Annotated in this window: 24 protein-coding genes; 9 read left to right on the forward strand and 15 right to left on the reverse strand. The window is 62.5% G+C overall.

Features of this window, described 5'->3' with window-relative positions:
• Nucleotides 1-1,531: OmpA family protein (locus tag ASD44_RS08865; protein WP_244478740.1), on the forward strand; the 1,531-nt coding region annotated here is incomplete at its 5' end.
• Nucleotides 1,532-1,668: 137 nt separating this feature from the next.
• A complete protein-coding gene (locus ASD44_RS08870; protein WP_056110781.1) occupies nt 1,669-2,193 on the forward strand; it encodes a TIGR00645 family protein in 525 nt (174 codons plus the stop codon).
• Nucleotides 2,194-2,216: 23 nt separating this feature from the next.
• On the opposite strand, the gene ASD44_RS08875 is transcribed toward ASD44_RS08870, so the two are convergent.
• Together ASD44_RS08875 and ASD44_RS08880 are read right to left on the reverse strand one after the other, a co-directional pair.
• Nucleotides 2,217-3,083, reverse strand: a complete 867-nt coding sequence (locus ASD44_RS08875; protein WP_056115770.1) for an NAD(P)-dependent oxidoreductase — start codon at nt 3,081-3,083, stop codon at nt 2,217-2,219.
• A 113-nt stretch (nt 3,084-3,196) separates the two neighbouring features.
• Nucleotides 3,197-3,622 (reverse strand): VOC family protein, encoded by a 426-nt coding sequence (locus ASD44_RS08880; protein WP_056110784.1) that lies wholly within the window; start codon nt 3,620-3,622, stop codon nt 3,197-3,199.
• 68 nt (nt 3,623-3,690) lie between these two features.
• Between ASD44_RS08880 and ASD44_RS08885 the strand changes: the two genes are divergently transcribed.
• Entirely contained in the window at nt 3,691-4,323 is a 633-nt protein-coding gene (locus ASD44_RS08885) for a TetR/AcrR family transcriptional regulator (RefSeq protein WP_056110786.1), read from the forward strand.
• Here ASD44_RS08885 and ASD44_RS08890 read toward each other — a convergent pair.
• From ASD44_RS08890 to ASD44_RS08910, 5 genes are all read right to left on the reverse strand, one after another.
• Nucleotides 4,320-4,610: an HlyU family transcriptional regulator gene (locus tag ASD44_RS08890; protein ID WP_056110787.1), complete on the reverse strand. Its 291-nt coding sequence runs from the start codon at nt 4,608-4,610 to the stop codon at nt 4,320-4,322. The two genes, ASD44_RS08885 and ASD44_RS08890, sit on opposite strands and share 4 nt — an antisense overlap.
• A gap of 118 nt (nt 4,611-4,728) precedes the next feature.
• Nucleotides 4,729-5,397, reverse strand: a complete 669-nt coding sequence (locus ASD44_RS08895) for a PadR family transcriptional regulator (RefSeq protein WP_056110789.1) — start codon at nt 5,395-5,397, stop codon at nt 4,729-4,731.
• A gap of 123 nt (nt 5,398-5,520) precedes the next feature.
• Nucleotides 5,521-5,946 carry a secondary thiamine-phosphate synthase enzyme YjbQ gene (locus tag ASD44_RS08900; RefSeq protein ID WP_056115772.1) on the reverse strand — a complete coding sequence of 142 codons (426 nt, stop codon included), beginning with the start codon at nt 5,944-5,946 and terminating at the stop codon, nt 5,521-5,523.
• 11 nt (nt 5,947-5,957) lie between these two features.
• Nucleotides 5,958-6,569 carry a LysE family translocator gene (locus ASD44_RS08905; RefSeq protein WP_056110792.1) on the reverse strand — a complete coding sequence of 204 codons (612 nt, stop codon included), beginning with the start codon at nt 6,567-6,569 and terminating at the stop codon, nt 5,958-5,960.
• A gap of 29 nt (nt 6,570-6,598) precedes the next feature.
• Entirely contained in the window at nt 6,599-7,474 is an 876-nt protein-coding gene (locus ASD44_RS08910; RefSeq protein ID WP_056110794.1) for a helix-turn-helix domain-containing protein, read from the reverse strand.
• Nucleotides 7,475-7,626: 152 nt separating this feature from the next.
• On the opposite strand from ASD44_RS08910, the gene ASD44_RS08915 reads away from it, so the two are divergent.
• A complete protein-coding gene (locus ASD44_RS08915) occupies nt 7,627-8,457 on the forward strand; it encodes an N-acyl homoserine lactonase family protein (RefSeq protein WP_156459817.1) in 831 nt (276 codons plus the stop codon).
• A 73-nt stretch (nt 8,458-8,530) separates the two neighbouring features.
• Here ASD44_RS08915 and rpoD read toward each other — a convergent pair whose 3' ends face one another.
• The 3 genes from rpoD to ASD44_RS08930 all read right to left on the reverse strand — a co-directional run bounded on the left by rpoD (nt 8,531) and on the right by ASD44_RS08930 (nt 13,349).
• Nucleotides 8,531-10,552 carry an RNA polymerase sigma factor RpoD gene (gene rpoD / locus ASD44_RS08920; protein WP_056110796.1) on the reverse strand — a complete coding sequence of 674 codons (2,022 nt, stop codon included), beginning with the start codon at nt 10,550-10,552 and terminating at the stop codon, nt 8,531-8,533.
• Nucleotides 10,553-10,875: 323 nt separating this feature from the next.
• Nucleotides 10,876-12,795, reverse strand: a complete 1,920-nt coding sequence (gene dnaG, locus ASD44_RS08925; RefSeq protein ID WP_056110798.1) for a DNA primase — start codon at nt 12,793-12,795, stop codon at nt 10,876-10,878.
• Nucleotides 12,796-12,965: 170 nt separating this feature from the next.
• Nucleotides 12,966-13,349, reverse strand: coding sequence for an RcnB family protein (locus ASD44_RS08930; RefSeq protein ID WP_056110800.1), 384 nt, complete (start codon nt 13,347-13,349; stop codon nt 12,966-12,968).
• A 433-nt stretch (nt 13,350-13,782) separates the two neighbouring features.
• Between ASD44_RS08930 and ASD44_RS08935 the strand changes: the two genes are divergently transcribed.
• The 3 genes from ASD44_RS08935 to ASD44_RS08945 all read left to right on the forward strand — a co-directional run bounded on the left by ASD44_RS08935 (nt 13,783) and on the right by ASD44_RS08945 (nt 17,092).
• Nucleotides 13,783-15,447, forward strand: a complete 1,665-nt coding sequence (locus ASD44_RS08935; RefSeq protein ID WP_056110802.1) for a Na/Pi cotransporter family protein — start codon at nt 13,783-13,785, stop codon at nt 15,445-15,447.
• 97 nt (nt 15,448-15,544) lie between these two features.
• Nucleotides 15,545-16,729, forward strand: a complete 1,185-nt coding sequence (locus ASD44_RS08940) for an MFS transporter (RefSeq protein ID WP_056115779.1) — start codon at nt 15,545-15,547, stop codon at nt 16,727-16,729.
• 126 nt (nt 16,730-16,855) lie between these two features.
• The gene (locus ASD44_RS08945) at nt 16,856-17,092 is read left to right on the forward strand and encodes a DUF2061 domain-containing protein (RefSeq protein ID WP_056110805.1); all 237 of its coding nucleotides are present in this window, start codon (nt 16,856-16,858) and stop codon (nt 17,090-17,092) included.
• 14 nt (nt 17,093-17,106) lie between these two features.
• On the opposite strand, the gene ASD44_RS08950 is transcribed toward ASD44_RS08945, so the two are convergent.
• Nucleotides 17,107-17,556: a GatB/YqeY domain-containing protein gene (locus tag ASD44_RS08950; RefSeq protein WP_056110807.1), complete on the reverse strand. Its 450-nt coding sequence runs from the start codon at nt 17,554-17,556 to the stop codon at nt 17,107-17,109.
• 169 nt (nt 17,557-17,725) lie between these two features.
• Between ASD44_RS08950 and ASD44_RS08955 the strand changes: the two genes are divergently transcribed.
• Together ASD44_RS08955 and carA are read left to right on the forward strand one after the other, a co-directional pair.
• Entirely contained in the window at nt 17,726-18,169 is a 444-nt protein-coding gene (locus ASD44_RS08955) for an SRPBCC family protein (protein WP_056115782.1), read from the forward strand.
• A gap of 215 nt (nt 18,170-18,384) precedes the next feature.
• A complete protein-coding gene (gene carA / locus ASD44_RS08960) occupies nt 18,385-19,587 on the forward strand; it encodes a glutamine-hydrolyzing carbamoyl-phosphate synthase small subunit (protein ID WP_056110808.1) in 1,203 nt (400 codons plus the stop codon).
• Between the two features lie 152 nt (nt 19,588-19,739).
• On the opposite strand, the gene ASD44_RS08965 is transcribed toward carA, so the two are convergent.
• The 4 genes from ASD44_RS08965 to ASD44_RS08980 all read right to left on the reverse strand — a co-directional run bounded on the left by ASD44_RS08965 (nt 19,740) and on the right by ASD44_RS08980 (nt 25,425).
• Nucleotides 19,740-21,011: a TCR/Tet family MFS transporter gene (locus ASD44_RS08965; RefSeq protein WP_056115785.1), complete on the reverse strand. Its 1,272-nt coding sequence runs from the start codon at nt 21,009-21,011 to the stop codon at nt 19,740-19,742.
• A gap of 198 nt (nt 21,012-21,209) precedes the next feature.
• A complete protein-coding gene (locus ASD44_RS08970; protein ID WP_056110810.1) occupies nt 21,210-22,820 on the reverse strand; it encodes a pilus assembly protein in 1,611 nt (536 codons plus the stop codon).
• A gap of 127 nt (nt 22,821-22,947) precedes the next feature.
• Nucleotides 22,948-23,874 (reverse strand): neutral zinc metallopeptidase, encoded by a 927-nt coding sequence (locus ASD44_RS08975; RefSeq protein WP_056110812.1) that lies wholly within the window; start codon nt 23,872-23,874, stop codon nt 22,948-22,950.
• A 90-nt stretch (nt 23,875-23,964) separates the two neighbouring features.
• On the reverse strand, nt 23,965-25,425 hold the full coding sequence (locus tag ASD44_RS08980) for an MFS transporter (RefSeq protein ID WP_056110814.1): 1,461 nt from the start codon (nt 25,423-25,425) through the stop codon (nt 23,965-23,967).
• Nucleotides 25,426-25,460 lie beyond the last annotated feature (35 nt).

Consider the following 25,460-nt stretch of genomic DNA (forward strand, 5'->3'; position numbering starts at 1 on the left):
CGCGCCCGCCCAGGAGCAGCCGCGCAAGCTGCTGCGCCAGAAAAAGGAACAGGTCGAACCGGCTGAAAAGCCTGTGCCCGCCCCTGAAGCGGCACCCAAGCCTGCCGAGAAGCCGGCTGCTGCCGAAGAAGCCGCGCCCAAACCCGAGGCCAAGCCTGAGCAGCCAGCGCCCGGCCAGACATTGCAGGAAGGCGCACCCAAACCTGAAAGCGCGGCGCCCGCTGGCGAAAAGCCTGCCGCGCAGCCTGAGCTGCTAAAGCCGGCCGAAAAACCCGCCGAGGGTCAACAACCGGCGGAACAGCCCGCACCAAGTCAGCAGCCTGCACAGGGCGAACAGCCCGCGCAGGGTCAGCAGCCCGCCGAGGGCGGCGTCCAGGGGCAGGCTCCGGCTCAGGACCCGAACGCTCCTCCCCTCCTCGACAGCCAGAAGGAGCGTCGCGGAAAAGGCGAACGCGGCAAGGGCGGCCAGGCCGGCGAACAGGGTGGCCAGACGCCAGCGCCGGCAGACCATGCGCAACAGCCTGCAGCACCTGTCGAACAGGGTCCGCCGCCAACCGATGACAAAGCCGCGCAGGAAGCCATCCAGCCGGAAAAGATCGTTCCGGTGACGGAGGAAAAGGGCGAGCGGCGTGAACGTCCCCGTGACATTCGCGATCGCGAACGTCCGCGCGGCGCCGATGTCGTCAAGGAAATCGGCGACAGGCTGATCATCCAGTTCAACAATCAGACGATCGTTGAAAGCAATGAGCGGCCGCGCATGACCAGAGGCGCGCGAGACGTCTATTACGAGGATCTTCCGCGTGGCCGTACCCGCGAGATCATCGAACGCCCCAATGGCGTCAAGGTGATAACCATCCGCAATGCGAATGGCGACATCATCCGCCGTTCGCGCATTGACGATAGCGGGCGCGAATATGTGCTCAACTACGTCGATGAAAGCTACTACGACAACGTTCGCGAATGGCGTGATCCGGGCGAGGACCTGCCTCCGTTGCGCTTGAGCATCCCGCGCGCAGAGTACATTCTCGATTCGGAATCGGTTGAGGAACCGGCGGACTACTACGAGTTCCTCGAACAGCCTCCGGTGGAGAAGGTCACACGCCTTTATTCCGTCGATGAAGTGAAGCGCTCGGCTCGTGTCCGTGACATTGCACGTCGGATCGATCTGGACACGCTGAACTTCGAGTTCGGATCGGCATCGATACCGGACAGCGAGGTGGAAAAACTGCAGGGTGTGGCAGACGCCATGCAGAAATTGTTGGAGAAGAACCCGGCTGAAACCTTCCTCATCGAAGGCCATACCGATGCTGTCGGCTCCGACAACGCCAATCTGGCTCTTTCGGACGAACGCGCGGAGGCAGTCGCTTCGGCACTGACCAACTCGTTCGAAATCCCGCCGGAAAACCTGACCACCCAGGGTTATGGCGAAAGCTACCTGAAAGTGGATTCCTCGGGCCCCGAACGTGAAAACAGGCGCGTCGCCATCCGCCGCATCACGCCTCTGGTTGCTCCCGTAGCCAGCGCGCAATAGCGTTGCGTTCACAAAAAACGAAGCCCGGCCGGGTTCTCCCGGCCGGGCTTTTGCATGCTGTGATGTCCTCATGCGCCTGACGGCTCTTGCCAAGAAATCCCGCCTGCCGCAAAACCGGGACGAAGAAGGAGCCTTGAATGAAACGCCTCGAACTTGCCGTCGAATCTGTGATTCTCGCCTCGCGCTGGCTGCTGGTGGTCTTCTATGTCGGGCTCGCCTTGGCGCTCGCCGTCTACGCGGTTTCCTTCGCCAAGAAACTGCTGGAGTTCACCTCGACGGTCTTCGTGCTGGAAGACACCGAGACGATCCTCAAGATACTCGGCCTTATCGACGCCGCGCTGGTCGCTTCGCTGGTGGTGATGGTCATCATCTCCGGATACGAAAACTTCGTCAGCCGTTTCGACAATGAAGACAAGGTGCATTGGCTGGGAACGATCGATGTCGGCTCGCTCAAGGTGAAAGTCGCCTCCACCATCGTGGCGATATCGTCGATCCACCTGCTGCAGATATTCCTCAATCACGCCAGCTATACGGAAGGCCAGTTGATGTGGCTGACCATCATGCATCTGGCATTCGTGGTTTCGGCGCTGTTGCTCGCCTATATCGACCGGATCATGGTGATGGGAAAATCCGAAAAGAAGGCAGGCGGCCCGGATTTGTGATGCCGTTCAGGGGGGTTCTCCCTTCAGAACAAGCCTGTGACCTCGGTGTCGCTGCGCTGGAACGCCTCGTCCGGTACGAAGAAATCACCGGCAAGCGCTCCCTTGGCGCCGGGCGCATAGTGCGAGAAATCGGTCACGCCCTCGGCCTTCAGAACTTCCTCGTCGATATAGAAATTGCCGGTGGCTTCGCGCGAAGGCCGGTTGACGATCGCATGGGCGGCGTCGGCCATGATCTCCGGCGATCGGCTCATCGCCGCCACCGTGCCGCCGCCGAGCAGATTACGCACCGCGGCCGTATCGATCGCCGTCAGCGGCCACAGCGAATTGACTGCGATCCCGTCGCGCGCGAACTCGGCGCTCATCCCCAGCGTGCACATCGACATGCCGAACTTCGCCATCGTGTAGGCAACGTGGTTCTTGAACCACTTGGCTTGCATGTCGAGAGGCGGCGCCAGATTCAGAATGTGAGGGTTTGCGGCTAACTTCAGATGCGGAATGCACATTTTGGAGACGAGGAAGGTGCCGCGCGTGTTGATCTGGTGCATCAGGTCGTAGCGCTTCATATCCGTTTCCAGCGTGCCCGTGAGCTGGATGGCGGAAGCATTGTTGACGCAGATGTCAATGCCGCCAAAAGCGGCGATGGTCCTGGCAACCGCCTCGCCGACCTGGCTTTCCTCGCGGATATCGCACAGCACCGGCAGCGCCTTGCCGCCGGCGGCCTCGATCTCCTGCGCCGCCGTGTAGATCGTGCCCGGCAGCTTCGGGTGCGGCTCGGCGGTCTTGGCCGCGATGGTGACATTGGCGCCGTCCCTCGCCGCCCTGAGCGCGATGGCGAGGCCGATGCCGCGCGAGCCGCCCGAGATGAAAAGCGTCTTGCCCTTGAGCGACATGAAGACCTCCCTGGATTTGCCGGAACGATCCTTGCCTGCCGCTTTGTCGATGGCAAGCCCGCGCCTCAACGGACCCGTCGTCATCGCATCGCAAAGACGCCGGCAGACGGGTGTTATCTGCCGACCGCTTCCGGCGCGAACTGCGCCAGGAACTCCGCGCTCGGCGGGATCGGCTTGATGACGTCGATCAGCACGCCGTTCGGGTCGCTGGTGATGAAATGGCGCTGGCCGAACGCCTCGTCCCGCAGGCTGCGCAACACCGGCAGGCCGGCATCGACCACGCGCTCATAGACGGCGTCGACATCCTTAACCTCGAAATTGATCAGCAGGCCGCCGGCCCTGCCCCGTCCGGCTTCCGGGATCGTCTCGTGATCGCCCTGCACGATGCCGAGATTGACCCGCTTGTCCTCGGTCGACTGCAGATGCACGTACCAGTCGCTTTCGAACAGCGGCGCGAAACGGAAATGATCGACATAAAACGCAGTCGTCGTGGCGACATCGCCCGTCATCAACACCGGATAGTAACTGGTTGTTTTCATGGCTTTGCAACTCCTTGCAATTAACATACAGTCTGCATGTAAGTGGATTTAACATACAGGCTGTATGTATGCAACAGAAAAGCGAACGCCGCTCGAACCGCGACCGGACGGACGCCACACGCGCCGATCTGATTGCCGCGGCCCGGCAGCTTTTTACGGAAAAATCCTATTCCGAGACCGGAACGCCGGAAATCGTGGCGCGGGCCGGCGTCACGCGCGGCGCGCTCTATCATCACTTCAAGGACAAGCAGGCGCTGTTTTGGGCGGTCGCGGAACAGGAAGCCGAAGCGGTGGCCGCCGAGATCGAGCGAGCCGCGCCGCCTGATGCGCAGTCTCCGCGCGACGCGCTGCTGGCCGGATCGGACGCCTATCTCGACGCCATGCGGGCGCCCGGTCGCACCCGCCTGCTGCTGCTCGATGGACCCGCAGTTCTCGGCCGCGCCGGCATGGACGAGATCGACAGCCGGCATGGGAACCGCACCCTGCGCGAGGGTCTGGTGGCGGCGATGCGGTCGGGCGCAATACGCAAGCTGCCGCCGGACGCGCTCACATCATTGCTGGCGGCGGCCTTCGACCGCGCAGCGCTTGCCATCGACGCGGGAGAATCGCCGCGGGACTGCCGCGCAGTTCTGGCGGCGCTGATCGACGGTCTGATTGAAAACAACCGGCCTTCGCCGCAACAACCAGGGGTCAGGGCCTAGCCGAAAATCCTGTCGCCCTGCTCGTCCACCATCTGGATGCCCTTGCGGATCGCCACGTCCGCCGCATCGTCTACATTGGCGAAACGGTCGGCGCGAATGAACTTGTGTTCCTTCATCTCGCCGCCGATTTCTTTCGAGACGGTTCCGCAGGTCTGATATTGGCCATCGGTCTTGTAGGGCGTGGCGCGGACCAGGAAGCCCTTGTGCTCGACCTGCTTGACCGAAGCGGCTTCCGCCGGTGCTTCCGAAGAACCGCCGCCGCCGAAAAGACGCTTGAGGAACGACATGGAAGACCTCCCTGACAATCGTTGGCGATCCCACCGCCGAACGACTGTCAGTATTGGGCCTAACGCGATGGAGCAAGAGGCGGCTGGCCACAACCGAACTCGTGGCCCGGCAATGCAGCTAGTCTTGCCGCTTCGACAGCGCCTGCAGCGCATCTACCGTGTCCTGCAGGATATCGATCGCCTGCTGGTGCTTTTCCGCCGGTCCGTCGAGTATTTCGGCCAAGGCCGCGCGCAACTTGTGCCGCACCGCCCGCAGGTCGGGATGGGCTTTGCCATGGTCGTGGCGTCCGCCCTGGCTGTCATCGTCCCAGCCGAACCATTCGCGCGCCTTGGCCATCTTGCGGCCGAAGCGCTCGAGCTGGTCCAGCACGCGGTCCACCAATTCACGGTTCTCGGCCAGGTGCGCCTCACCATCCTCTGTGATGGAAAACACCTTCTTGGCGCCCTCGGTCGCCGACACGGCATAGCCTGCCTCTTCGAGGAAGGTCAGCGTCGGATAGACCACGCCGGGGCTCGGCGTATAAATGCCGCTGGTGCGCTCTTCCAACGCCTTGATGATGTCGTAGCCGTGGCGCGGCGCTTCTGAAAGCAATGCAAGCGTGATCAGCTTGAGATCGCCATCGGCAAGCATCCGGCCGGCGCGCAGCATGTCGGCGGGGCCGCCGCGGCCGCCGCGCCCGCCAGGGCCATGGCCGCCGAACGGGCCGAAACCGCCGCGTCCGCCGAAGCGGCCGGCCATGTGCATGAAGGAATGCTCGCTACGAAAAGTGTGTCTGTGTCCAAACATGAAAACTCCTGTGATATGTCTTACGATATATCTCAATTAGGAGCATCGGTCGTCGGAGTCAAGATATATCTTACGATGTATCGTGATGCCGAGTGTGGTTGCCCTTCGAAGGAAACCAGGTGATCAGCTCAGGTGGAGGATGATTTCGCGCCGGTGCGGCCGTTCGCGGTGCTCGAACAGGTAGATGCCCTGCCAGGTGCCAAGCGTCAGCCGGCCCGCCATCACAGGGATGGAAACGGATACTGCGGTAAGCGCAGCCTTGATGTGGGCCGGCATGTCGTCCGGACCCTCGTCGCGATGGACCAGATAATCCATCGACGGATCGTCCGCCGAGGGCACCAAACGGGCGAAGAACGCATCCAGGTCGCGGCGGACGTCCGGGTCGGCATTCTCCTGGATGAGCAGCGAACAGGAAGTGTGGCGCACGAAGACCGTCAGCAGGCCCGTTTCTTCGCCGCTCTGGCGCACGAACGCTGACGCCTGCTCGGTGAACTCATAGAGCCCGGCGCCGCGTGTGGCGAGCGTCAGAACGGTCTGCCGGCCGGCCAGCTCCCTGCCCTCTACTGCTGCTGCAAGGCAAGCCGCGCGCCGAGCAGCACGAAGGCGGCGGCGAAGGTGCGGCGCATCCAGGCCATCACGCGCGGATTGCCGACGACGCGGTCGCGCATCGCCGCCGCGCACAGGCCGTAGATCGAGAAGATGACGAATGTCACCAGCATGAAGATGCCGGAAAGCTCCAGCATGCGCCCCAGCACGTTCGGCTCGGTCGGCGCGATGAACTGCGGCAGGAACGCGACGAAGAAGATCGACAGCTTCGGATTGAGAAGGTTGAGCAGGATGCCATCCATGACCACCTGCCGGGCGCTGCGCGGATCGGCCTTCTCCTCCACCTTCAGCGCCCCATGCTCGCGCAGGCTCTGCCACGCCATGTAGAGCAGATAGGCGACGCCGGCATATTTGACGATCTCGAAGGCCAGCGCGCTGGTATGCAGCAGGGCCGCCAGCCCCGTCAGCGCCGCGATCAGATGCGGCACGATTCCCAGCGTACAGGCGAAAGCCGCCAGTACGCTGGCGCGGCCGCCGCGCGATAGCCCTGCCGCGAGCGTATAGACGACGCCCGTTCCGGGCGATGCGACAATGATCAGCGTGGTCAGCAGGAACTCGATCGACATGTGCGTCCCTTCATTGAAATCCTGGAGAATTACCCAGCCCGGTCGCGCACCGCACTCGGCGACGTGCCGTACACGTTACGGAATTGCCGGCCGAAATGCGAGCGTGACGAATAGCCGGCGGCACCCGCGGCAGCCGTGACATTTCCATCGCCACGGGTGAGGATCTCGTGCGCGATCTTCATGCGCGTCGAGGCCAGCACATCACGCAGCGAAGTGCCCTCGCCGTTCAGCCGTCTCCGCAGCGTCGATGCGCCCATGCCCAGCGCGCGGCCTATGTCTTGTGCGGTCCAGCGCTGCGCCGGAGCTTGTAGAACGACCCAGGCCACCCGGTCGGCCAGCGACATGTCGTAGAGGCATGCGGCAGCGGGCACCGCCCGGAGCAGGAGCAGCACTTCGGCCAGACGATGCTGCGCGAGCGCCGTCGCATGGTCGGATGCCGCAAGCACGGCGGCAGCATGGGTCAGCGCCTCGACCAGTTCGGATGTCAGCGGCACGCGCATATCGAGCCCCTGGCGCGGGAATGAGCCGGCCGGCCGCAACTGCCGGATCGCTTCCGGCACGCTGTCGACCTCGACCAGCAGCGATTCGTAGATGCCATTGCCTTCGCCTGGCACGTTCACCACGTCGACCTCTACCCCCGCCGGGAAAATGAAGACGTCGCCGGCGACGAAGCGTTGGCCGGCATCGCCCAGCCAGAATTCCTTGGCGCCGCTGAGAACGATACCGATGACCGGCTTCCCGTTCGAGACACGGGCCAGCCGTTCCGTCTCGAAACAGCAATAGCTGAACAATTGCTTTCCATGCGGGCGCACGCCGGCGCGGCTGTCGCCTTCCTTCCGGTCGTGTGCGAAGGGGCGCAATGCCTGCAACAACTGCCGGGCGAGAGTTTGCGAAGTATAGGACATGCCGGCGAGACTAGCCGGAAGACTGGACCTGCGCAACCGATTGAGCGTTTCGGGCACAAAATGCGATCCACTCCGGCCCGCATTCGTCGCTCTCAACCGTTAGACCGGCAACGGATGGCCGCCTATGGCCTTCACTTTTGCAGGAGCAGTTCATGACTTTGAAGACCCTTTTGACCGCCGCCGTTCTGTCAGCGGCGGCTTCTCCCGCGTTTGCAGCGGATGTGGAATTATGGCGCCTCGACTGCGGCGCCATCGCCGTCAACGATCTCTCCCAGTTTTCCGACACCTTTAGTTACGCCGGAAAAAAGAAGGTGCTGACCGACAGCTGCTACCTCATCCGTCATGACGCCAGCTACATGATCTGGGACACGGGTCTGCCCGCCGCGTTGCTCAACGCCCCGCAGCCCGCGGATGCGCCCATGGCGCCGACGCTCGCCCGCACATTGCCAGACCAGTTGAAGGAAATAGGCGTTGACGTGGCCAAGATCGAAACGGTCGGCATCAGCCATTACCACTTCGACCATGTCGGCCAGGCCGCCGATTTCCCGACGGCGAAACTGATGATCGGCGCTGCGGACATGGACGCCTTCAAGGCCGATCCGCTGCCTTTCGGCGCACAGCCCGATCTGGTCAAGCCGTGGCTCGACGGCAAGGCGCCGGTTGAGACGGTGGCCGGGGACAAGGATATTTTCGGCGACGGTTCGGTCGTCATGCTGGCGACACCCGGACATACGCCCGGCAGTCACGCGCTTCTTGTCAGGCTGGCAAAAAAAGGACCGGTTTTGTTGAGCGGCGATGTCGTTCATTTCGAAGAACAGTTCGAAACGAGCGGCGTACCGCCCTTCAACACGGACCGCGCTGAAACGCTGGCCTCGATGGATCGCCTGCAAAAAATCGCCAAGGGCCTGAAGGCAACTCTGGTCGTCCAGCACGACGCCGACGACATCGCCAAGCTGCCGGCTTTCCCGAAAAGCGCAGAATAACGACAAAAAGAAAAACCTGGCCAATCACTTGGCCGGGTTTTTCGATTCAGTTCCAGAAGTCCCGCTTCGGACGCTAGCTGTCGAGGAAGCTTCTCAGCTTGCGCGAGCGGCTTGGGTGCTTGAGCTTGCGCAGCGCCTTGGCTTCGATCTGGCGGATGCGCTCGCGCGTCACCGAGAACTGCTGGCCGACTTCCTCCAGCGTGTGGTCGGTGTTCATGCCGATGCCGAAGCGCATGCGCAGCACGCGCTCCTCGCGCGGCGTCAGCGAGGCGAGCACACGCGTCGTCGTCTCCCGCAGATTGGCCTGGATCGCCGCGTCGATCGGCAGGATCGCCATCTTGTCCTCGATGAAATCGCCGAGATGCGAATCCTCCTCGTCGCCGACAGGCGTTTCGAGCGAGATCGGCTCCTTGGCGATCTTCAGAACCTTGCGCACCTTTTCGAGCGGCATGGCGAGCTTTTCGGCCAGTTCTTCCGGTGTCGGCTCGCGGCCGATCTCGTGCAGCATCTGGCGCGAGGTGCGCACGATCTTGTTGATCGTCTCGATCATGTGCACCGGAATGCGGATCGTGCGCGCCTGATCGGCGATCGAACGGGTGATCGCCTGCCGGATCCACCACGTCGCGTAGGTCGAGAACTTGTAGCCCCGGCGGTACTCGAATTTGTCCACCGCCTTCATCAGGCCGATATTGCCTTCCTGGATCAGATCGAGGAACTGCAAGCCGCGGTTGGTGTACTTCTTGGCAATGGAGATGACGAGGCGCAGATTGGCTTCCACCATTTCCTTCTTGGCGATGGCGGCTTCGCGCTCGCCCTTCTGCACCTGATTGACGATCTTGCGGAATTCCTGGATCGAGATCGCGGTCTCGGTGGCAAGATTCTGGATCTCGGCGCGCAGGTCCCTGATCGCATCTTTCTCGTTCTTGGTGAATTCCTTCCAGCCGCGCGATGTCAGGTTGGCGATGGAACGGGTCCAGTTCGGATCGAGCTCGGAGCCCTGATATTCCTTCAGGAATTCCTCGCGCCGCACACCGTAGCTTTCGGCGAGCCGCAGCAACCTGCCTTCGTTCTGAACCAGGCGCTTGTTGATGTCGTAAAGCTGTTCCACCAGCGCCTCGATGCGGGCGGTGTTGAGCGACAGCGACTTCACCGCCGTGATGAGTTGGTCCTTCAACTCCTTCAGGCGGCGGTCCTGGCTGGGCGATAGCGTGCCGGCCGCGGCCAGGCGGTTCTCGACCTGCTGGTCCTGCAGCTTGCGCAATTTCTTGTAGGTGTCTGCGATGACGTCGAGCGTCTCCATCACCTGCGGGCGCAGTTCCGCTTCCATGGCCGCAAGCGAAAGGCTCGCCTCGTCCTCGTCGTCCTCGTCGTCATCGACGCGGCTTTCGCCGCCGACATTGGTGATATCGTCTTCTTCGTCGCGTGACTGGCGTCTGGCCGCGCGCGGATCGTCCTTCGGCTTGTCTTCCTCGACATGAACGACGACGGGCGCCTGCTTGGCTTCCGGCCCCGCATAGGTCGCCTCGAGATCGATGATCTCGCGCAGCAGGCCCTTGCCTTCATTGAGGTCGTCACGCCAGATGATAATGGCCTGAAAGGTCAGCGGGCTTTCGCACAGTCCGGCGATCATCGTCTCGCGGCCGGCCTCGATGCGCTTGGCGATGGCGATTTCGCCTTCGCGCGACAGAAGCTCCACCGAGCCCATCTCGCGCAGATACATGCGGACCGGATCGTCGGTGCGGTCGGTCGGCTCCTTCTTGGCGACGGCGGCGACGGCGGTGCCCGTCTGCTCTGCAAGCTCGTTCGCGTCGTCCTCGGCATCGGCCTGGGTCTCGCCGGCTTCCGTCTCTTCGTTCTCGCCATCCTCGACGACATTAATGCCCATGTCGGAAAGCATGGCCATCGTGTCCTCGATCTGCTCCGAGGTCACTTCCTCCGAAGGCAGCACCGAGTTGAGTTCGTCCATGGTCACATAGCCGCGCTTCTTGGCAGCCTTGATCATCTTCTTGACAGCATCATCGGAAAGGTCGAGCAGGGGACCATCGGTTGTGCCCTCGCGTTCGGTTTCGACCTCTTCCTTTTCCTTCGTCGCCATTCTTTATTGTCTCCAGGCGGCCAAAGCCGCATAGCTGCCGAACCGGCACATCACGCGCGTTAGCCGAAAACCGCGCTCTGCCAAGCCATTATCCGCATCTGCGTTAAGTCCAGATTAACCCTGATATCTGTGGCGGATTTCTAGCCCGTCCAGTCTTCAGTACGCCTGCATCCCGTGTTTTTCGGCCATTTTGGATGCGGCTTGCTGTTTCGAATCGTCCTGATTCCGCTATTCTGGCAGAAGGTCAAGCGCCTCTCGCATGATTCGTGTCCAAAAAGCGAATCAATTAGCCGCCGGAACCATCCCGCCACTGCCTGCAGGGATCAAGCCCGCCCGGCGCGCCCCGAGGAAACGCCGAAACCTTCGATCAGCGCTTCCGTTGCCTGGACGTCACGGAACTGCGCCTGGATTTCGACCAGATGCCGATAGTTCTCGTCGGTGGGGTCGTTGGCGAGAGCGGCCTCTGCCTGCTTCAGTTCCCTATGTAGTGTGCGGGCACTGCGGTGCAAGTGCAGGGCCTGGCTGAAGGCATCGCGTGCATCCTCAATAGCCGCGCTTTCAAGCGCCGGCCATTGCCGCACCCGCCGGATCAGCGCCACCGCCCGTTCCCAGATGTCGCCGCAGCCGGCGCGCTCGATCGCCGCGATGACCGCTCCACGATCGGTGGCGAGATCATGGGCCAGTGCATCGAGCAGCACCCCATGCAGTTTCCTGAGATCGCTGTTGGCGAGGTCGAGAAACTCGACATGTGCGAAATTCTCGTCGATCAGCGCCGGATGATTGACCAGCGCCACCAGGATGCTGGCTTCGCCGACCGACATGACCTCGCCGGCGCGCCTCACGAGAGACGAACGTCCAAGGCTCTCGGTGATGGCGCCGCGTGGGGCGGCACCGCGCGGCCAGGCGCCGCCGCCCTGCTTGCGGGGACTGCGGCCCTGCCCCCGGTCGCCCGATCGCTGCCGCGCACCGAAGAAGTTCAGCACCCGTTCGCGCATCTCCTGGCTGTAGTGGAAGCGGACACTCTCGTCGCGAATGCGGTTTGTAAGTTCTCTGAGAGTCTTTTCCAGCTCCGCGCGGCGTTCCGGCGTCTCGAAGACGCCGCCCGCTGTCTCGCGCGTCCAAAGAAGTTCGGCGAGCGGCCGCGCCTCCGCGATCACGGCGCGGAAAGCGTCCGGTCCATCCGCTTTCACGAGATCGTCCGGGTCCTTGCCCTCCGGCAACAGCGCGAACCGCGCCGTCCGTCCCGGCTGGACAGAAGGCAGGATGAGGTCCGCCGCCCGCCATGCCGCTTTCAGCCCGGCCTGGTCACCGTCGAAGCACAGCACCGGCTCGCCCGAAACCCGCCACAAAAGCTCCATCTGGTTCTCGGTCAACGCCGTGCCCAGCGGCGCCACGACATTCTCGAAACCGGCCTGCGCCAACGCGATCACGTCCATGTAACCTTCGACGGCGATGACCGCCCCACCCTTGCCCAGCGCCTTGCGAGCGCGGGCGAAGTTGTAGAGTACGTTGCCCTTGTGGAAGAGCTCCGTCTCAGGGGAATTCAGGTATTTGGCTGAGATGTCGGGGGACATCGCCCGGCCGCCGAAAGCGATGATCCTGCCGCGCGAATCCGGGATCGGGAACATGATGCGATCGCGAAAACGGTCGTAGGAAACCGGCACGTCCTCGAACACGGTCAGGCCGCAGGCTTCCATCTGCGCCTTCTCGATTCCCTTCGCCGCCAGATGCTCCTTCAGCGCGTTGCGGCTATCGGGTGCGAAACCCAGCCTGAATGACTGCTGGGTTGCCGAGGTCAGGCCACGGTCGCGCAGATAGGCGCGCGCTTTTGCGCCCTCGCTGCTCTGCAGGCGCTCCTGGAAAAATGCCGTCGCCATCTCCATCACATCGGTCAGGCTGGCGCGCTGCTTCTCGCGCGCCTCTGCCTGCTCGTCGCGCGCTGGCATCGGCACGCCGGCCATGTCGGCGATGCGCTCGACGGCCTCGGGAAAACTCAATCCATCCAGTTCGGTGAGGAAGCGAAAATGATCGCCGGAAACGCCGCAGCCGAAGCAGTGGTAACGACCCTTCTTGTCCTCGCAGTGAAAAGACGGGCTTTTCTCGCCGTGGAACGGACAGCAGGCCCAGTAATCGCCACGCGGGGCATTGGTCTTCCTGCGATCCCACGCCAAACGAGCCCCGATCACCGAGGAAATCGGCACGCGGTCGCGTATCTCGTCGAGGAAGGTGGGCGGGAAGCGCATTGGGTACGGCTCGTTTGCCGTTCATATAATCATGCACGCGCCAGCGCACGACTCTTAAAGATGGCGATACCCGGTTTTCACAGGGCCCGGCGCCAGCCGCAGGGCTGGCAGCGGCGGGAGGCAAGAAAAAGGCGGCCGCCTGGCCGCCTTTCTGCTTGCTTCGTGTCCGCCTAGTTGTTGGCGGCGATGATGCCGGCGATCACGCCAGACGCGATGCTGACCAGAATGTAGTCATTGCCGACGCGGATCCATTCCTGACCACGGGCCGGACGGTGCAGATGGTGACGCTGCCAGTCGCGAACCTGCTGGTGACGGCGCCAGTCGGCATAGCGCTGGCCGCGCTTCCACCTGGGCTGGCGAACGACGACCTTCTTCTTGACGACCACATTGCCGTTTCGCTTCACGATCACGCGCTTCTTGACGTCGCGGTGCACCGGCTTCTTCCAGTCGACCTGAACGGTTTTGACGCTTGGTCCGAGCTGTGCGGCCTGACCCTGCAGGGTCGTCCCGGCCAGCATCGAAAAGGCGGCGGCGATGAGAACAAGACGTTTCATGGAGGTACTCCTTGGTTGGTATGACCGCAGAAGTAGCGCCCGATCCATGAACCGAAACTGAATGGCCGGATTACATTTTTGTAATGAATTTTCTAATGGGTATAGGCGCTTAGAGAAGAAACCTCAGATCTTGCCAGCCTAATGCGCGTCGCCGGCGAAGATCCCGGCCATGCCTGCTTCGGAACGGGGCCGGGTCCGTTGGGGGCCTTGCAACCGGCGCACGGCTGATCCATGTTCCAGAAGCGCTGCACACGATTGCACCGCAGGGAAATTTGGACAAAACTTATTAACCGGCTAAAGTGTAAAGTAGCATCCCACCAACTATGACGTCGATGATTCGCCCTAGAAACCATCCCTTGGCCATGCATGGCGCGCGAGCGGTTCGCCGTTCGCGGTATCCTCTTGGCGCGCCCGGCCCTGTGCAGGTTTTGCGATGAGCGGATCGGTCGTCCTAATTCACCTGGCCGGCGCCGTCGCGCTGATGCTGTTTGCGACCCGCATGGTCAAGACGGGCGTCGAGCGCGCCTATGGCGACGTGCTGCGCCACAGGCTGCGCGCCACCATGCGCAATCCCTTCATGGCCGTCCTTGCCGGCACGGGCCTTGCCATCGCCCTGCAAAGCTCCACCGCGGTGACGCTGCTGGTCGGCTCTTTCGCGGGCGCAGGCATCGTCTCGGGCGCCGCCGGCCAGCTTGCCGTACGCGGCGCCGAAATCGGCTCGGCCATTGTCACCAAGCTGCTCACCTTCGATCTCACGCTGCTGGTTCCGCTTTGCCTCATTGCCGGCACCGTCATGTTCATGGCCACCGAGCGGCGCGACTGGCGTCAGATCGGCCGCATTCTCGTCGGTATCGGCCTCTTGATCCTGTCGCTGGAAATGATCGGCCAGGCCTCCGAGCCATTGCGGGAAAGCCAGCTCCTGCCGGTGATCATCAATTACTTCTCCAGCGATCCGCTGACCGCATTCCTGCTTGCGGCGCTCATCACCTGGCTGTTCCAGTCATCGATCGCGGCGGTGCTGTTGATGGCGACGCTGGCCGGCCGTGGCCTCATAACCCCCGAACTTGGCGTCGTGCTGGTGCTCGGCGTCAATCTCGGATCGTCCATCATTGCGCCTATGTTGACCAGAAATGCCGAGCCCGGCGTGCGCGTCGTCCCGATCGGCAATTTGCTGATGCGCGGCGTCGGCTCACTGGTCATGCTCGTTCTGTTCATGAGCGTCAGGCCCCAGGTCAATTTCCTCGGGGCGACCGCATCCGACCAGATTGTCAACGCTCACATCCTCTTCAACGTCATCATTCTCCTCGCCGGACTTCCGCTGGCTGGCCTGGTTTACCGTGCCTCGGAAAAGATCGTGGCCTTGGGGACAAAAGCTGGATCCGCCGACTCCCTGCAGGTAGCCGAGCTTTCCGCGCTCAACGACGCGGCGCTGGATGTTCCATCCCAGGCTCTCGCCAACGCCACCCGCGAAGTGGTGCGCGTCTGCGAGACCGTCGAAATCATGCTCAAGCGCATCATCGAGCTTTACGAGGATGCCGACGTCGACAAGATCAAGGCGCTGGCCTCGCTGGACGACCGTGTCGACCGCAAGCACGCCGCCATCAAACTCTATCTCGCGAAAGTCACCAAAAACCCGCTGACGGAGGCCGAGGCGCTGCGTTGCCAGGAGTTGATCGGCGCCTGCGTCAAGCTCGAACAGGTCGGCGACATCATCGTGCGCAACCTTCTGGTGCACGTCCGCAAGAAGCTGGAGCATGGCCTCAACTTCACCGAGGAAGGATGGCGGGAGCTTCTTGCCTTCCATGCCTCGGTGCTCGCCAATGCGCGGCTGGCCTTCAATGTGCTGGTCTCGCGTGACGCCGAGACCGCGCGCCAGCTCGTGCTGGAAAAGGACAGGCTGCGCGATCGCGAAAAGGAGACCAGCCAGAGCCATTTCCTGCGCCTGCGCGACGGATCGGCGCGAAGCATCGAGACGAGTTCCATTCACCTCGACACCATCCGCGATCTGAAGCAGATCAACTCGCTGCTGGCCTCAATGGCCTATCCGGTGCTTGAGGAACAAGGCCTGCTCAGGGGTTCGCGCCTCAAGGCCAGCTGACAGGCCGAAATAAAACTGAAGCCTGATCGACAATTTCTCGATTGCCGCCATAGCGCGATCCGTGCTTGGAAGCCAAACCAACGAGAAATTCCGCCGCATGCCGCTTCCCCTGATCGCCCTGTTTCTTGCCGCCTTCGCTTTCGGTACTACCGAATTCGTCATAGCCGGGGTCTTGCCGGAGGTTGCCGAAGGGCTCGGCGTCGAAATTCCCACCGCCGGCTATCTCGTCTCCGGCTATGCGATCGGCATCGCCGTTGGCGGCCCGCTGCTGACGCTGGCCACCGCCAGGATTTCCCGCAAGACGCTGTTGCTGGGATTAACCGTCGCCTTCACCATCGGCCAGGCCGCCTGCGCAATGGCGCAGGATTTCCCCGCCATGCTGGCGCTACGCGTCGCGGTCGCCGTGGCGCATGGCGCCTATTTCGGCGTCGCCATGGTGGTGGCGGTCGGCCTCGTGCCGGAACGGCAGCGCGGCATGGCCGTCGCGCTGATCCTCTCCGGCCTCACCGTCTCCAACATTGTCGGCGTACCGGCCGGCACGGCCATCGGAAACATTTGGGGTTGGCGGGCGACATTCTGGGTGATGTGCGCGCTGGGTATCGCGGCGCTGATCGCCATCGCCATCCTGTTGCCCAGCGGTCGGACGGAAAAGAAACGGTCCAGCAATCTGGCGGATGAAGTCCGCGCCCTCAGCCGTCAGCAGGTCTGGACCTCGCTGATCCTCATGCTGATGCTGATGATCGGCCAGTTCTGCCTCTACACCTACATCACCCCTTTCCTGCTGGAGGTAACCGGGATCGAAGCGCGTTTCATTCCCTGGGTGCTGCTGCTCAACGGTGTCGGCGCCACGATCGGCGTCTTCGTCGGCGGCAAGCTGGCCGACTGGAAGCTGATGCCGTCGCTGATCGCCATGCTGGCGCTGCAGGGCGTGCTGCTCGCGGTGATCTATGCCGTCAGCCCCTATCCCGTGCCCATGGTCATCGCGATCACGCTCTGGGGCGCGCTGAACTTCTCCATTGGGGCGCCGGTCCAGACCCGCATCCTCACCTGGACGGCGGATGCATCGAACCTTGCTTCGTCGCTCATTCCCTCGGGGTTCAACATCGGCATCGCGCTGGCCGCTTCTCTCGGGGCCGCCATGCTCAATGCCGGCTACGGCTATCGCAGCCTGCCGCTTGCCGGCATTGTGGCGATGGTCGTCGCCGTGGTCGCAGCGGCCCTGTCCTATGCCTGGGAACAACGCAGCGGCGCGCGGCCGCCTGCCCCAGCCTCAGCGTCATAGACAACAGCCTCTCTCGAGGACTAAAGACACCTCATTGCGGTGGCGACCCAGCCAATCGAAAAATCGACTTTGCCCAACGCCGACGGGTTGGCTACCAATGCCAGGCCTTGGATCGGGAGGACGGCCATGGACACTCATTCACGCAGTTTCGCCAAGGCTCTCTCCTGGCGCCTCACCGGCACCGTCGATACGGTCATCATTTCTCTGGTGGTGACGGGCAGCGTGAAACTCGCGGCGGCGATAGGCGTGACCGAGGTCTTCACCAAATCGCTGCTTTACTACCTGCACGAACGCGCCTGGCTGAAAATCCCGTTCGGACGGCAGCCCGCGCCGCTACCAGAAAAATTAACGCCGCGCGGCTAGGTAAAGTCCAGGGCTTATTGGAGAAGCGACTTGACCGTGCTGCTCGCCTTGCCGAAATCCATCTGGCCGGTATAGGCCTCGCGCAGCGCCGCCATCACCTTGCCCATGTCCTTGACGCCGGCGGCGCCGGTCTGGGTTATTGCGCCGCGGATGGCCGCTTCGGTCTCGGCCTCATCCATCTGCCTGGGCAGGAATCCGCGGATGATGCCGATTTCGGCCCGCTCGTTGGCTGCGAGTTCGGGGCGACCGCCATCCTCGAAGGCCTTGGCCGACTCCTCGCGCTGCTTCACCATTTTGGCCAGTATCTGAAGAATGTCGTCGTCGCTGGCCGCATCCTTGCCCGTACCGCGATTGGCGATATCGCGATCGGTGATGGCCGATTGGATGAGCCTGAGCGTCGAAAGGCGGGATCTGTCGCCCGCCTTCATGGCGGTTTTGACTTCGTCGGTGAGTTTCTCGCGCATTGGCGCTGCTCCTGCTGATCCCCGAATGGATAAAGGGCATTTTGGCGCAAACCTCAAGGGCGGACGGGACGCTCCGCCCTTGAGAGGAAAATTTGCAAGCGGATGTCGGATGGCCGAGACTGTGTTCGTCCTTGGAGCATTCACTCAGTCAATCAAAAGGATGAACCAGATGCCCAGTACTGTCCGCCTGCACCGCGTCCTGACAACCAGCCCGGAGAAGCTCTATCGCGCCTTCACCGAGGCGGATGCGCTTGCCAAATGGCTTCCGCCCAACGGTTTTACCTGCACCGTTCATCATCTGGAAGCAAAGGTCGGGGGCACGTTCAAAATGTCGTTCCGCAACTTCACCACAGGCAACAGCCATTCGTTTGGCGGCGACTATGTCGAACTCGTTTCCGGCGAACGCTTGCGTTATACTGACAAGTTCGACGATGCCAACCTGCCGGGCGAGATGCTGGTGACCGTGACGCTGAAGAAGGTTTCGTGCGGCACCGAGATCAACATTGAGCAGGCAGGCATACCGGACGTCATCCCTGAAGAGGCCTGCTACCTCGGCTGGCAGGAGTCCTTGCGGAATTTAGCCAAGCTCGTCGAGCCGGAAATCAACGAATAGGCGCACGGCTCAAGTATAACTCTCCAACTACAACGCAGCGTCACAGGCTTGCCGGAACGGACGGCCTGATTGACGCTGTGCTTGCCTTCCCCTATGTGAAGGCCTTGCAACCACACTTGGTTACAGGAATGGCACGGGCGGTATCGCCCGGTGTCTTTTGCTGCGCAAAACTCCCCGCGGAGATCGACGCAGCAATGTATCGATGGAGTGCCGCCATGGCCACGACCGCCCCTTGGGCAACCGAAGTCCCGACCGCCCTGCTCGTCCTTGCCGATGGCACGGTGATCGAAGGGCGAGGCCTTGGCGCCACCGGTTCGGCCGTCGCGGAAGTGTGCTTCAACACGGCCCTCACCGGCTATGAGGAGATCCTCACCGATCCCTCCTATGCCGGCCAGATCGTCACCTTCACCTTCCCGCATATCGGCAATATCGGCGCCAATGACGAGGACATCGAAGACCTGAACCCCGCGGCCCGCTCCGGTGCAGTCGGCGCCATCTTCAAGGCGGACGTCACCGACCCGTCCAGCTATCGGGCGAAGGAGCATCTCGACGCCTGGCTGAAGCGGCGCGGCATCGTCGCCCTTTGCGGCATCGATACGCGTGCCCTGACCGGCCTGATCCGCGAAAAGGGCATGCCGAACGCAGTGATCGCCCATGCGCCGGACGGCAAGTTCGATGTGGACGATCTTAAACGGCAGGCGGCGGCCTGGTCCGGCCTTGTCGGTCTCGACCTGGCGAAGGACGTCACGTCCGGCCAGTCCTCGGTGTGGAAGGAAACGCCGTGGGTGTGGGATGAGGGCTATGGCGAACAGCAGGAACCGACGATGCACGTCGTCGCCATCGACTACGGCGTCAAGCGCAACATATTGCGCCTGCTCGCCGGTCTCGGCGCCAAGGTGACCGTGGTGCCGGCGAAAACCGGCGCCGACGAGATCCTGGCGATGAAACCCGATGGCATCTTCCTGTCGAACGGCCCGGGCGATCCGGCCGCGACCGGCGAATATGCCGTGCCGGTCATCCAGGATATATTGAAGACAGATATTCCGGTCTTCGGCATCTGCCTCGGCCACCAGATGCTGGCGTTGGCCGTCGGCGGCAAGACCCAGAAGATGCACCAGGGCCACCACGGCGCCAACCATCCGGTCAAGGATCACACCACCGGCAAGGTCGAAATCGTTTCCATGAACCATGGCTTCTCGGTCGACAGCGAATCCTTGCCCGACACGGTCGAGGAAACGCACGTTTCCCTGTTCGACGGTTCGAATTGCGGCATCGCGCTGACCGGACGCCCGGTGTTCTCGGTCCAGCATCACCCGGAAGCCTCGCCCGGCCCGCAGGATTCGCACTACCTCTTCCGCCGCTTCGTCAATCTGATCCGTGCAAAACGCGGCGAACCGGCGCTGGCCGAGCGGGCTTAAGGGTCTTTACTCCTCCTTGTGGGGAGGTCGTGGAGCAATTGAAGCGTAGCGGAGATTGCGAAAACGGGAGCATGAGGACCACATCTGGCTCTCCGCCCCCCACCCCGACGCTCCGCGTCAACTCCTTCCCATAAAGGGGAGGATAAAAACCCTCAATGCCCGCCGGCGCCGGCCGCTTCAGCCTCATCCATCCGCTCGACCTCCTTGGGCGTCGGCTTGACCACCGTCATGATGAAGACCAGCAGCGACAGCGCCAGGAAGACGCCGCCCACCACATAGGGCGCGCCGGCGAAGACGGCCGGCGCATTCGGGCCGGTGAACCATGAGAAGATGGCCGTATAGAGCAGCGGCGTGATGATCGACGTGATCGAAAAGATCGAGGTCATCGCGCCCTGCAACTCGCCTTGCGCCGAGGGCGGCACCTTGGCGGCGGCGAGGCTGCGCAGCGGCGGATCGGCCAGCGCCTCAAGGCAACCGGCGACGATCACCGCGTAGATCATCCAGCCCTGCCATGCAAAGGCATAGCCGAAAGCGCTCATCGCGGTGAAGGCAAGGCCGATGGCAGCCGTCCTCCATTCGCCGATCTTCGGGACGATCCGCGGCAGGATCACCGCCATCACGAAAGCGCCACACAGGCCGAACGCGCCGAGCGAAAAGCCGATCTGCTGCTCGCTCCAGCCGTAGCGGTAGCTGGAGACGAACGACCAAACCGCCGGATACATCATGTGGCCGAGCGTCATCAGGAAGAAGACAACCAGGATCGGGCGGATGCCCTGGTAGTTGCGCATCTGTTTCAGTGCCCCGAGCGGATTGGCGCGCTTCCACTCGAATTTCCGCCTGTTGTGCGGTTCCAGCGTTTCCGGCAGCAGAAAATAGCCGACCGCGAAATTGAGGAAGGCAAGCCCGGCGGCGAAATAGAACGGCACCCGCGGCCCCAACGTGCCGAGCAAGCCCCCCAGCACCGGGCCGATGACGAATCCGACGCCGAAGGCGATGCCAAGCAGGCCGAAATTCTTCGCCCGGTTATCATCGTTGCTGACATCGGCGATGAACGCCGAAGTCGTCGAATAACTGGCGCCGCTGATACCGGCCAGCACGCGCCCGATGAACAGCATGGGGTACGACCACGCGATGGCGCAGATCAGATTGTCGATGGCGAAGGTGAACACCGATGCGAGCAGCACCGGCCGGCGTCCGAAACGGTCGCTGAGGTTGCCGATTACCGGCGCGAATACGAACTGCATCGCCGCATAGACGAAGAACAGCCAGCCGCCTTCGATCGCCGCGCCGCTGATGCTTTCGCCGGTCAGTTCGCGCAGATAGGCCGGCAGAACCGGCATGATAATGCCGAAGCCGATGACATCGAGAAGCAGCGTCGTGAAGACAAGCACGAGGCCGCGCTTGGTGGTCCTGGCGTCGATCATGGCCATGTTCCGTTCGCTTGCCCGGGCCGTTGGTCAGAGGCGGCACGGACGGGCGACGGTTATAGGCGAGCCCTGTTGCGGCAACAACGCCTGAACGCTGGACCACGGATCATCCTGACATCAGTCGCCACCGGCCGCATGGCGACCGGTGGCGCAGTATGGTGATGCTGCTCGATGCCGTGGTTCACCGGCGTCGCATCAGGACGAGATGCGCACCGTGAAGATCCGGTCCTTGATCTTGCTGAACGCTTCGTCGAGTTGCGCACGCGAGGGCACGTCGATGAAGTTCTCCGGCGAGCTCGCGCACTCCTTCAGCATGGTGCCGGTGGCGACGTTCGGCTCCTCAAGCCTGATCGTGTAGATCTCGATGCCCTGCGCCTTGGCATTGGTGCAGGCTTCCAGCGTCTTGGTGTTCATCGCCGCGTTGGTGGCGCCGGAGCCGCCGACACTGATACCCACCCTGCCATCGACAAGATAACCAAGCGCCGAATAACTGGAGCCGAGCGCGTTCGAGGCATTTCCCATGACGTTGCTGCCGTCGGTCAGGACGACCATGATCTTCTGCAGGCCAGGCGCCACGGGCTTGCCCTGGGCGAACGGCTCGCCGGGCGAAAGCACGCGCATGCCCCAGGCCACGCCTTCCATGATGTTGGTGTTGCCATTCGCCGTCAGCGCTTCGACCTTGGTCTTGATCGTGCTGTAATCATTGGACAGCGCCATGATCGGCTCGGTGAGGCAGGCGAAACCAGGGCCGGTCTTGCCGTAACCGCCTACGGTACGGACATCGATCGGCACAGTCGGGTGGGTGTTTCCGCCAAGCAGGCTTATGACTGGCGACAGTAGTGCGTAGAGCAACCCACCGTTCGTTGGATTTCCGGAGCCGTCGGGTTTCACGCCGTACTTTTTCCAGCGCGCTTTCTTTTCCTTGACGCTGTTGTCTTTGATCTTCGCGTCGGACTCTATGTAGCTGTTGAAGTAACCGCCAGTGTCGGGCTCATCGATCGCGAAAGCCGGCACGAACAACGTCCCGGGCTTGGAGGGATCGGCCGCGGCGTCGGTGCTGTCGCGTGTCTCCACACAGCCCGACCACTTCTGGCCGAGATTTTCATAAAGCTGGAACCGGCTGGCGCCAGCCGACAGTTCGGATTGCGGGATATTGCTGGCGCCCTTCAAATCCAGCCAATTGGCGCCGGTTCCGGCGATCTGCTTACCCTTCTTGTCGAATGACGGCCCGAACCCGGGTCCGACATTGACGAAGGATGAGAACGGCACGATCGCGAATTTCAGCTTTTCCTTGTTGCTGACCTGGTCGGACATGTCGGTAACGAGGGCGTCGACCGCATCCTTCATGGCGGCGAGCTTGCCGCCCGCCATCGAGCCCGTGGTATCGAGCACCAAGCCGACCTCATAGGAGGCGTAGGCGATGTCCGCAGTCGACGACGCGGTCACCGGCCACTGCTTGTAGCCGAAGAGCGGACCGAAGGCGATTGGCGCATCGACCGTGCCTTCCACCTTGAAGGACGTGCCGACATGGGTGACCTGCAGGTTCTTGACGTTCCAGTCAGTGTTCTCACGGGCGAAAAGCCCGGCCAGTTCCTTGGCGCGATCGTCGGTGATGTGTTCGCCTTCCCTGGCGATGGCCAGCACGGCGGTATCGAGACTGTTCTGCAGATTTGAGCGCGTTCGCGAAATGGTCGAATAATCCAGCGCCATGCCGACGCCCAGAAGCAACGGCAGGGAGAGAACCCCGGCGAGGATAGCGAAATTGCCTGCGCGATCGCCTGAAAAGCGCTTGACGGTCTTATACATTGTCAGCCTGCCACCCCAAAATTCCCGGGTAAGCTAGCAACAATTCGTTTCGGCATTGGCCTATGAGCAATGCCTAATTTTACGCTTGATATTTACTCTTTGGTTGCAACGCGCCAGCGCATCATGATCAGATTGGATTGTTGAACGTATCGCAGTCCGACAACTTGCCGCTCTTGAAGCCCCGGGCAAACCACGTCTGCCGCTGCTGCGAGGTGCCATGGTTGAAACTCTCGGGAACGACATAGCCCTGCGTTTTCTTCTGCAGCGTGTCGTCGCCGATCTGCTGGGCGGCGTTGAGCGCTTCTTCCAGGTCGCCCTGCTCAAGGATACCTTTCTGCGCCGTGAAATGGCCCCACACACCGGCAAAGCAATCGGCCTGCAACTCGACCTGCATCGACATGTGGTTGGAATCCGCCTCGCTCATCCGCTGCCGCATCTGGTTGAACTTGGGGAGGATGCCGGTGAGGTTCTGGACGTGGTGGCCCACCTCATGCGCGACGACGTAAGCCTCGGCAAAATCGCCTGATGCTCCGAACTGGCGCGAAAGCTGCTGGAAGAAATCGGTGTCCAGGTAGACCTTCTGGTCATTCGGACAATAGAACGGACCCGATGCCGCCGAAGCGAATCCGCAAGCGGAGCGTATCTGCCCGCTGAACAGGACCAGCTTCGGCTGCTCGTAGGTGAGGCCGTTGGCCTGGAACACGCCCGTCCAGACGTCCTCCGTCTCCGCCAGGACGGTGGAAACGAATTGCTTCATCTCGTCGTCCGTCTGCGGAGCGGTACGGGCGCTGTTGTCGGTGATCTGCCCGCCGCCGGGAGCAATCTCGCCGCCACCGCCACCTGCAAGGATCTGCATCGGATCGATGCCGCATGCCTTCAGCGCGAAGAAAAGCACCACCAGGATGACGATGGTCGAGAGACCGCCGCCGCCCGCCCGGCCACCGATAGGAATGCGGAACTGTCCGGGCTGTCGCCCGAAGCCGCCGCCGAAACCGCCCCCGCTGCCGCGCTGGTCCTCGACATTGTCACTTTGACGGCGGCCTTTCCAAAGCATGGTGCGTTCCTCGTGTTCCGTCGCTTCAAGCGTCTGCCTTTAACCAACAGTTAGCGCAAGGGTTGCTGCAAGTCACAAGATTTTTCGACTTCAAACCAATGTCTTCAGTTCCGTCTGCCGGTGGGCCAACCGGCGGGCGGCCAGGACCGAGGCGACCGCGACGACAAGAAGCGCCGCGACGACGCCGAATGTCAGCCGCATCCCGGCGGCCACCGCCGCGGGCGCCGCGGTCGCTATCTCAACGGCGCCGACGGCATGGGCGAAAAGCGCGCCCATCACGGATGCTCCTGCAATCAGGCCGAGGTTTCGCGACAGGGAAAGCATGCCCGAAATGACGCCCCGCTCGCCTGCTGCGACATCCGACATGATAGCCGCATTGTTGGCGGCCTGGAAAAGGATGTAGCCGGAAGACAATATGAATGTCGCGCCGACATAACCCGCGACACCGAAAACAAGGGGCAGGATGCACATCAGGACAGATCCGCTGGCCATCGCCGTCAGGCCGACGAGAACAATGAGGCTTGCGCCGACGGCATCCACGATTCGACCGGCAAAGACCCCGCCCGCCATGCTGATCGCCGGCCCAACCGACATGATGAGGCCGATTGCGACAGCGCCCAGTCCAAGCCCCACTGCCAGATAGAAAGGCCCGACGATCATCGTCGTCATCATGGCTACCATCGAGGCGGCGGTCGCCGCCAAGCCGGCGCTGAATTCCAGATCGGCGAAAACCGACAGGCGGATCAGCGGTGAAGAGACCCGGCCCTCGACAGCCAGGAACAGGCCCATACCGACGAACGCCGCGATCAACAGCACCAAGTTAACCCCGCCGAAATGCCCCTTGCCCACCGTCATCGCCAGGGTGAAAGCGGCAAGCGTTGCGGCAAGAAGCAACGTGCCCTCAATATCGAAACGCTGGCCGGCTTGTCTGGCGCTCATTCTGTCGGCTGGCAGGAAGCGGGCGGTCATCCAAAGCGCGAGAATGCCAACCGGCACGTTGACCAGAAATATCGCCCGCCATCCTGCCCAGGCAAGCAACAGTCCGCCGAGCGACGGACCGAGCCCGGTGCCGATGGCCGACATGGTGCCGAGCAGGCCCATCGCGCTGCCCGTTCTGTCCTTCGGCACATTCTCGCTGATCATCGCCATCGTCAGAGCCATCATCACCGCGGCGCCCAGACCCTGCGCACCGCGCGCCGCCACCAGCAGCCACAATGTCGGCGCCATTGCGCAGGCGGCGGAAGCCCCCGTGAACAAGGCAAGGCCAGCAAGAAGCAGCTTCCGGCGCCCGACGATGTCGCCGAGCCGCCCAACGCTGACGATAGCTGCCGTGATGGCGAGTAGATAAGCGATGACGATCCACTGCACGTGCTGGAACGGCGCTGCAAAAGCCTGCGTCAGCGCGGGCAACGCAATCGTCGCGATGCTCGCGCTCAGCGAAGACAGTCCCATGGCGAGGGATAGACTGACCAGTGCGCCTCTACGCGAAGCCGGTTTTCCAACGTTGGGCGCATGTGGCGTCAAGGTCGAGATATCTGGAGAACTTGGCATATCGGGCTCCGAACTGATTGCCGGAGACCTACGCC

Origin of the sequence: Mesorhizobium sp. Root554, assembly GCF_001427025.1 — a bacterium.
Classification (GTDB): domain Bacteria; phylum Pseudomonadota; class Alphaproteobacteria; order Rhizobiales; family Rhizobiaceae; genus Mesorhizobium.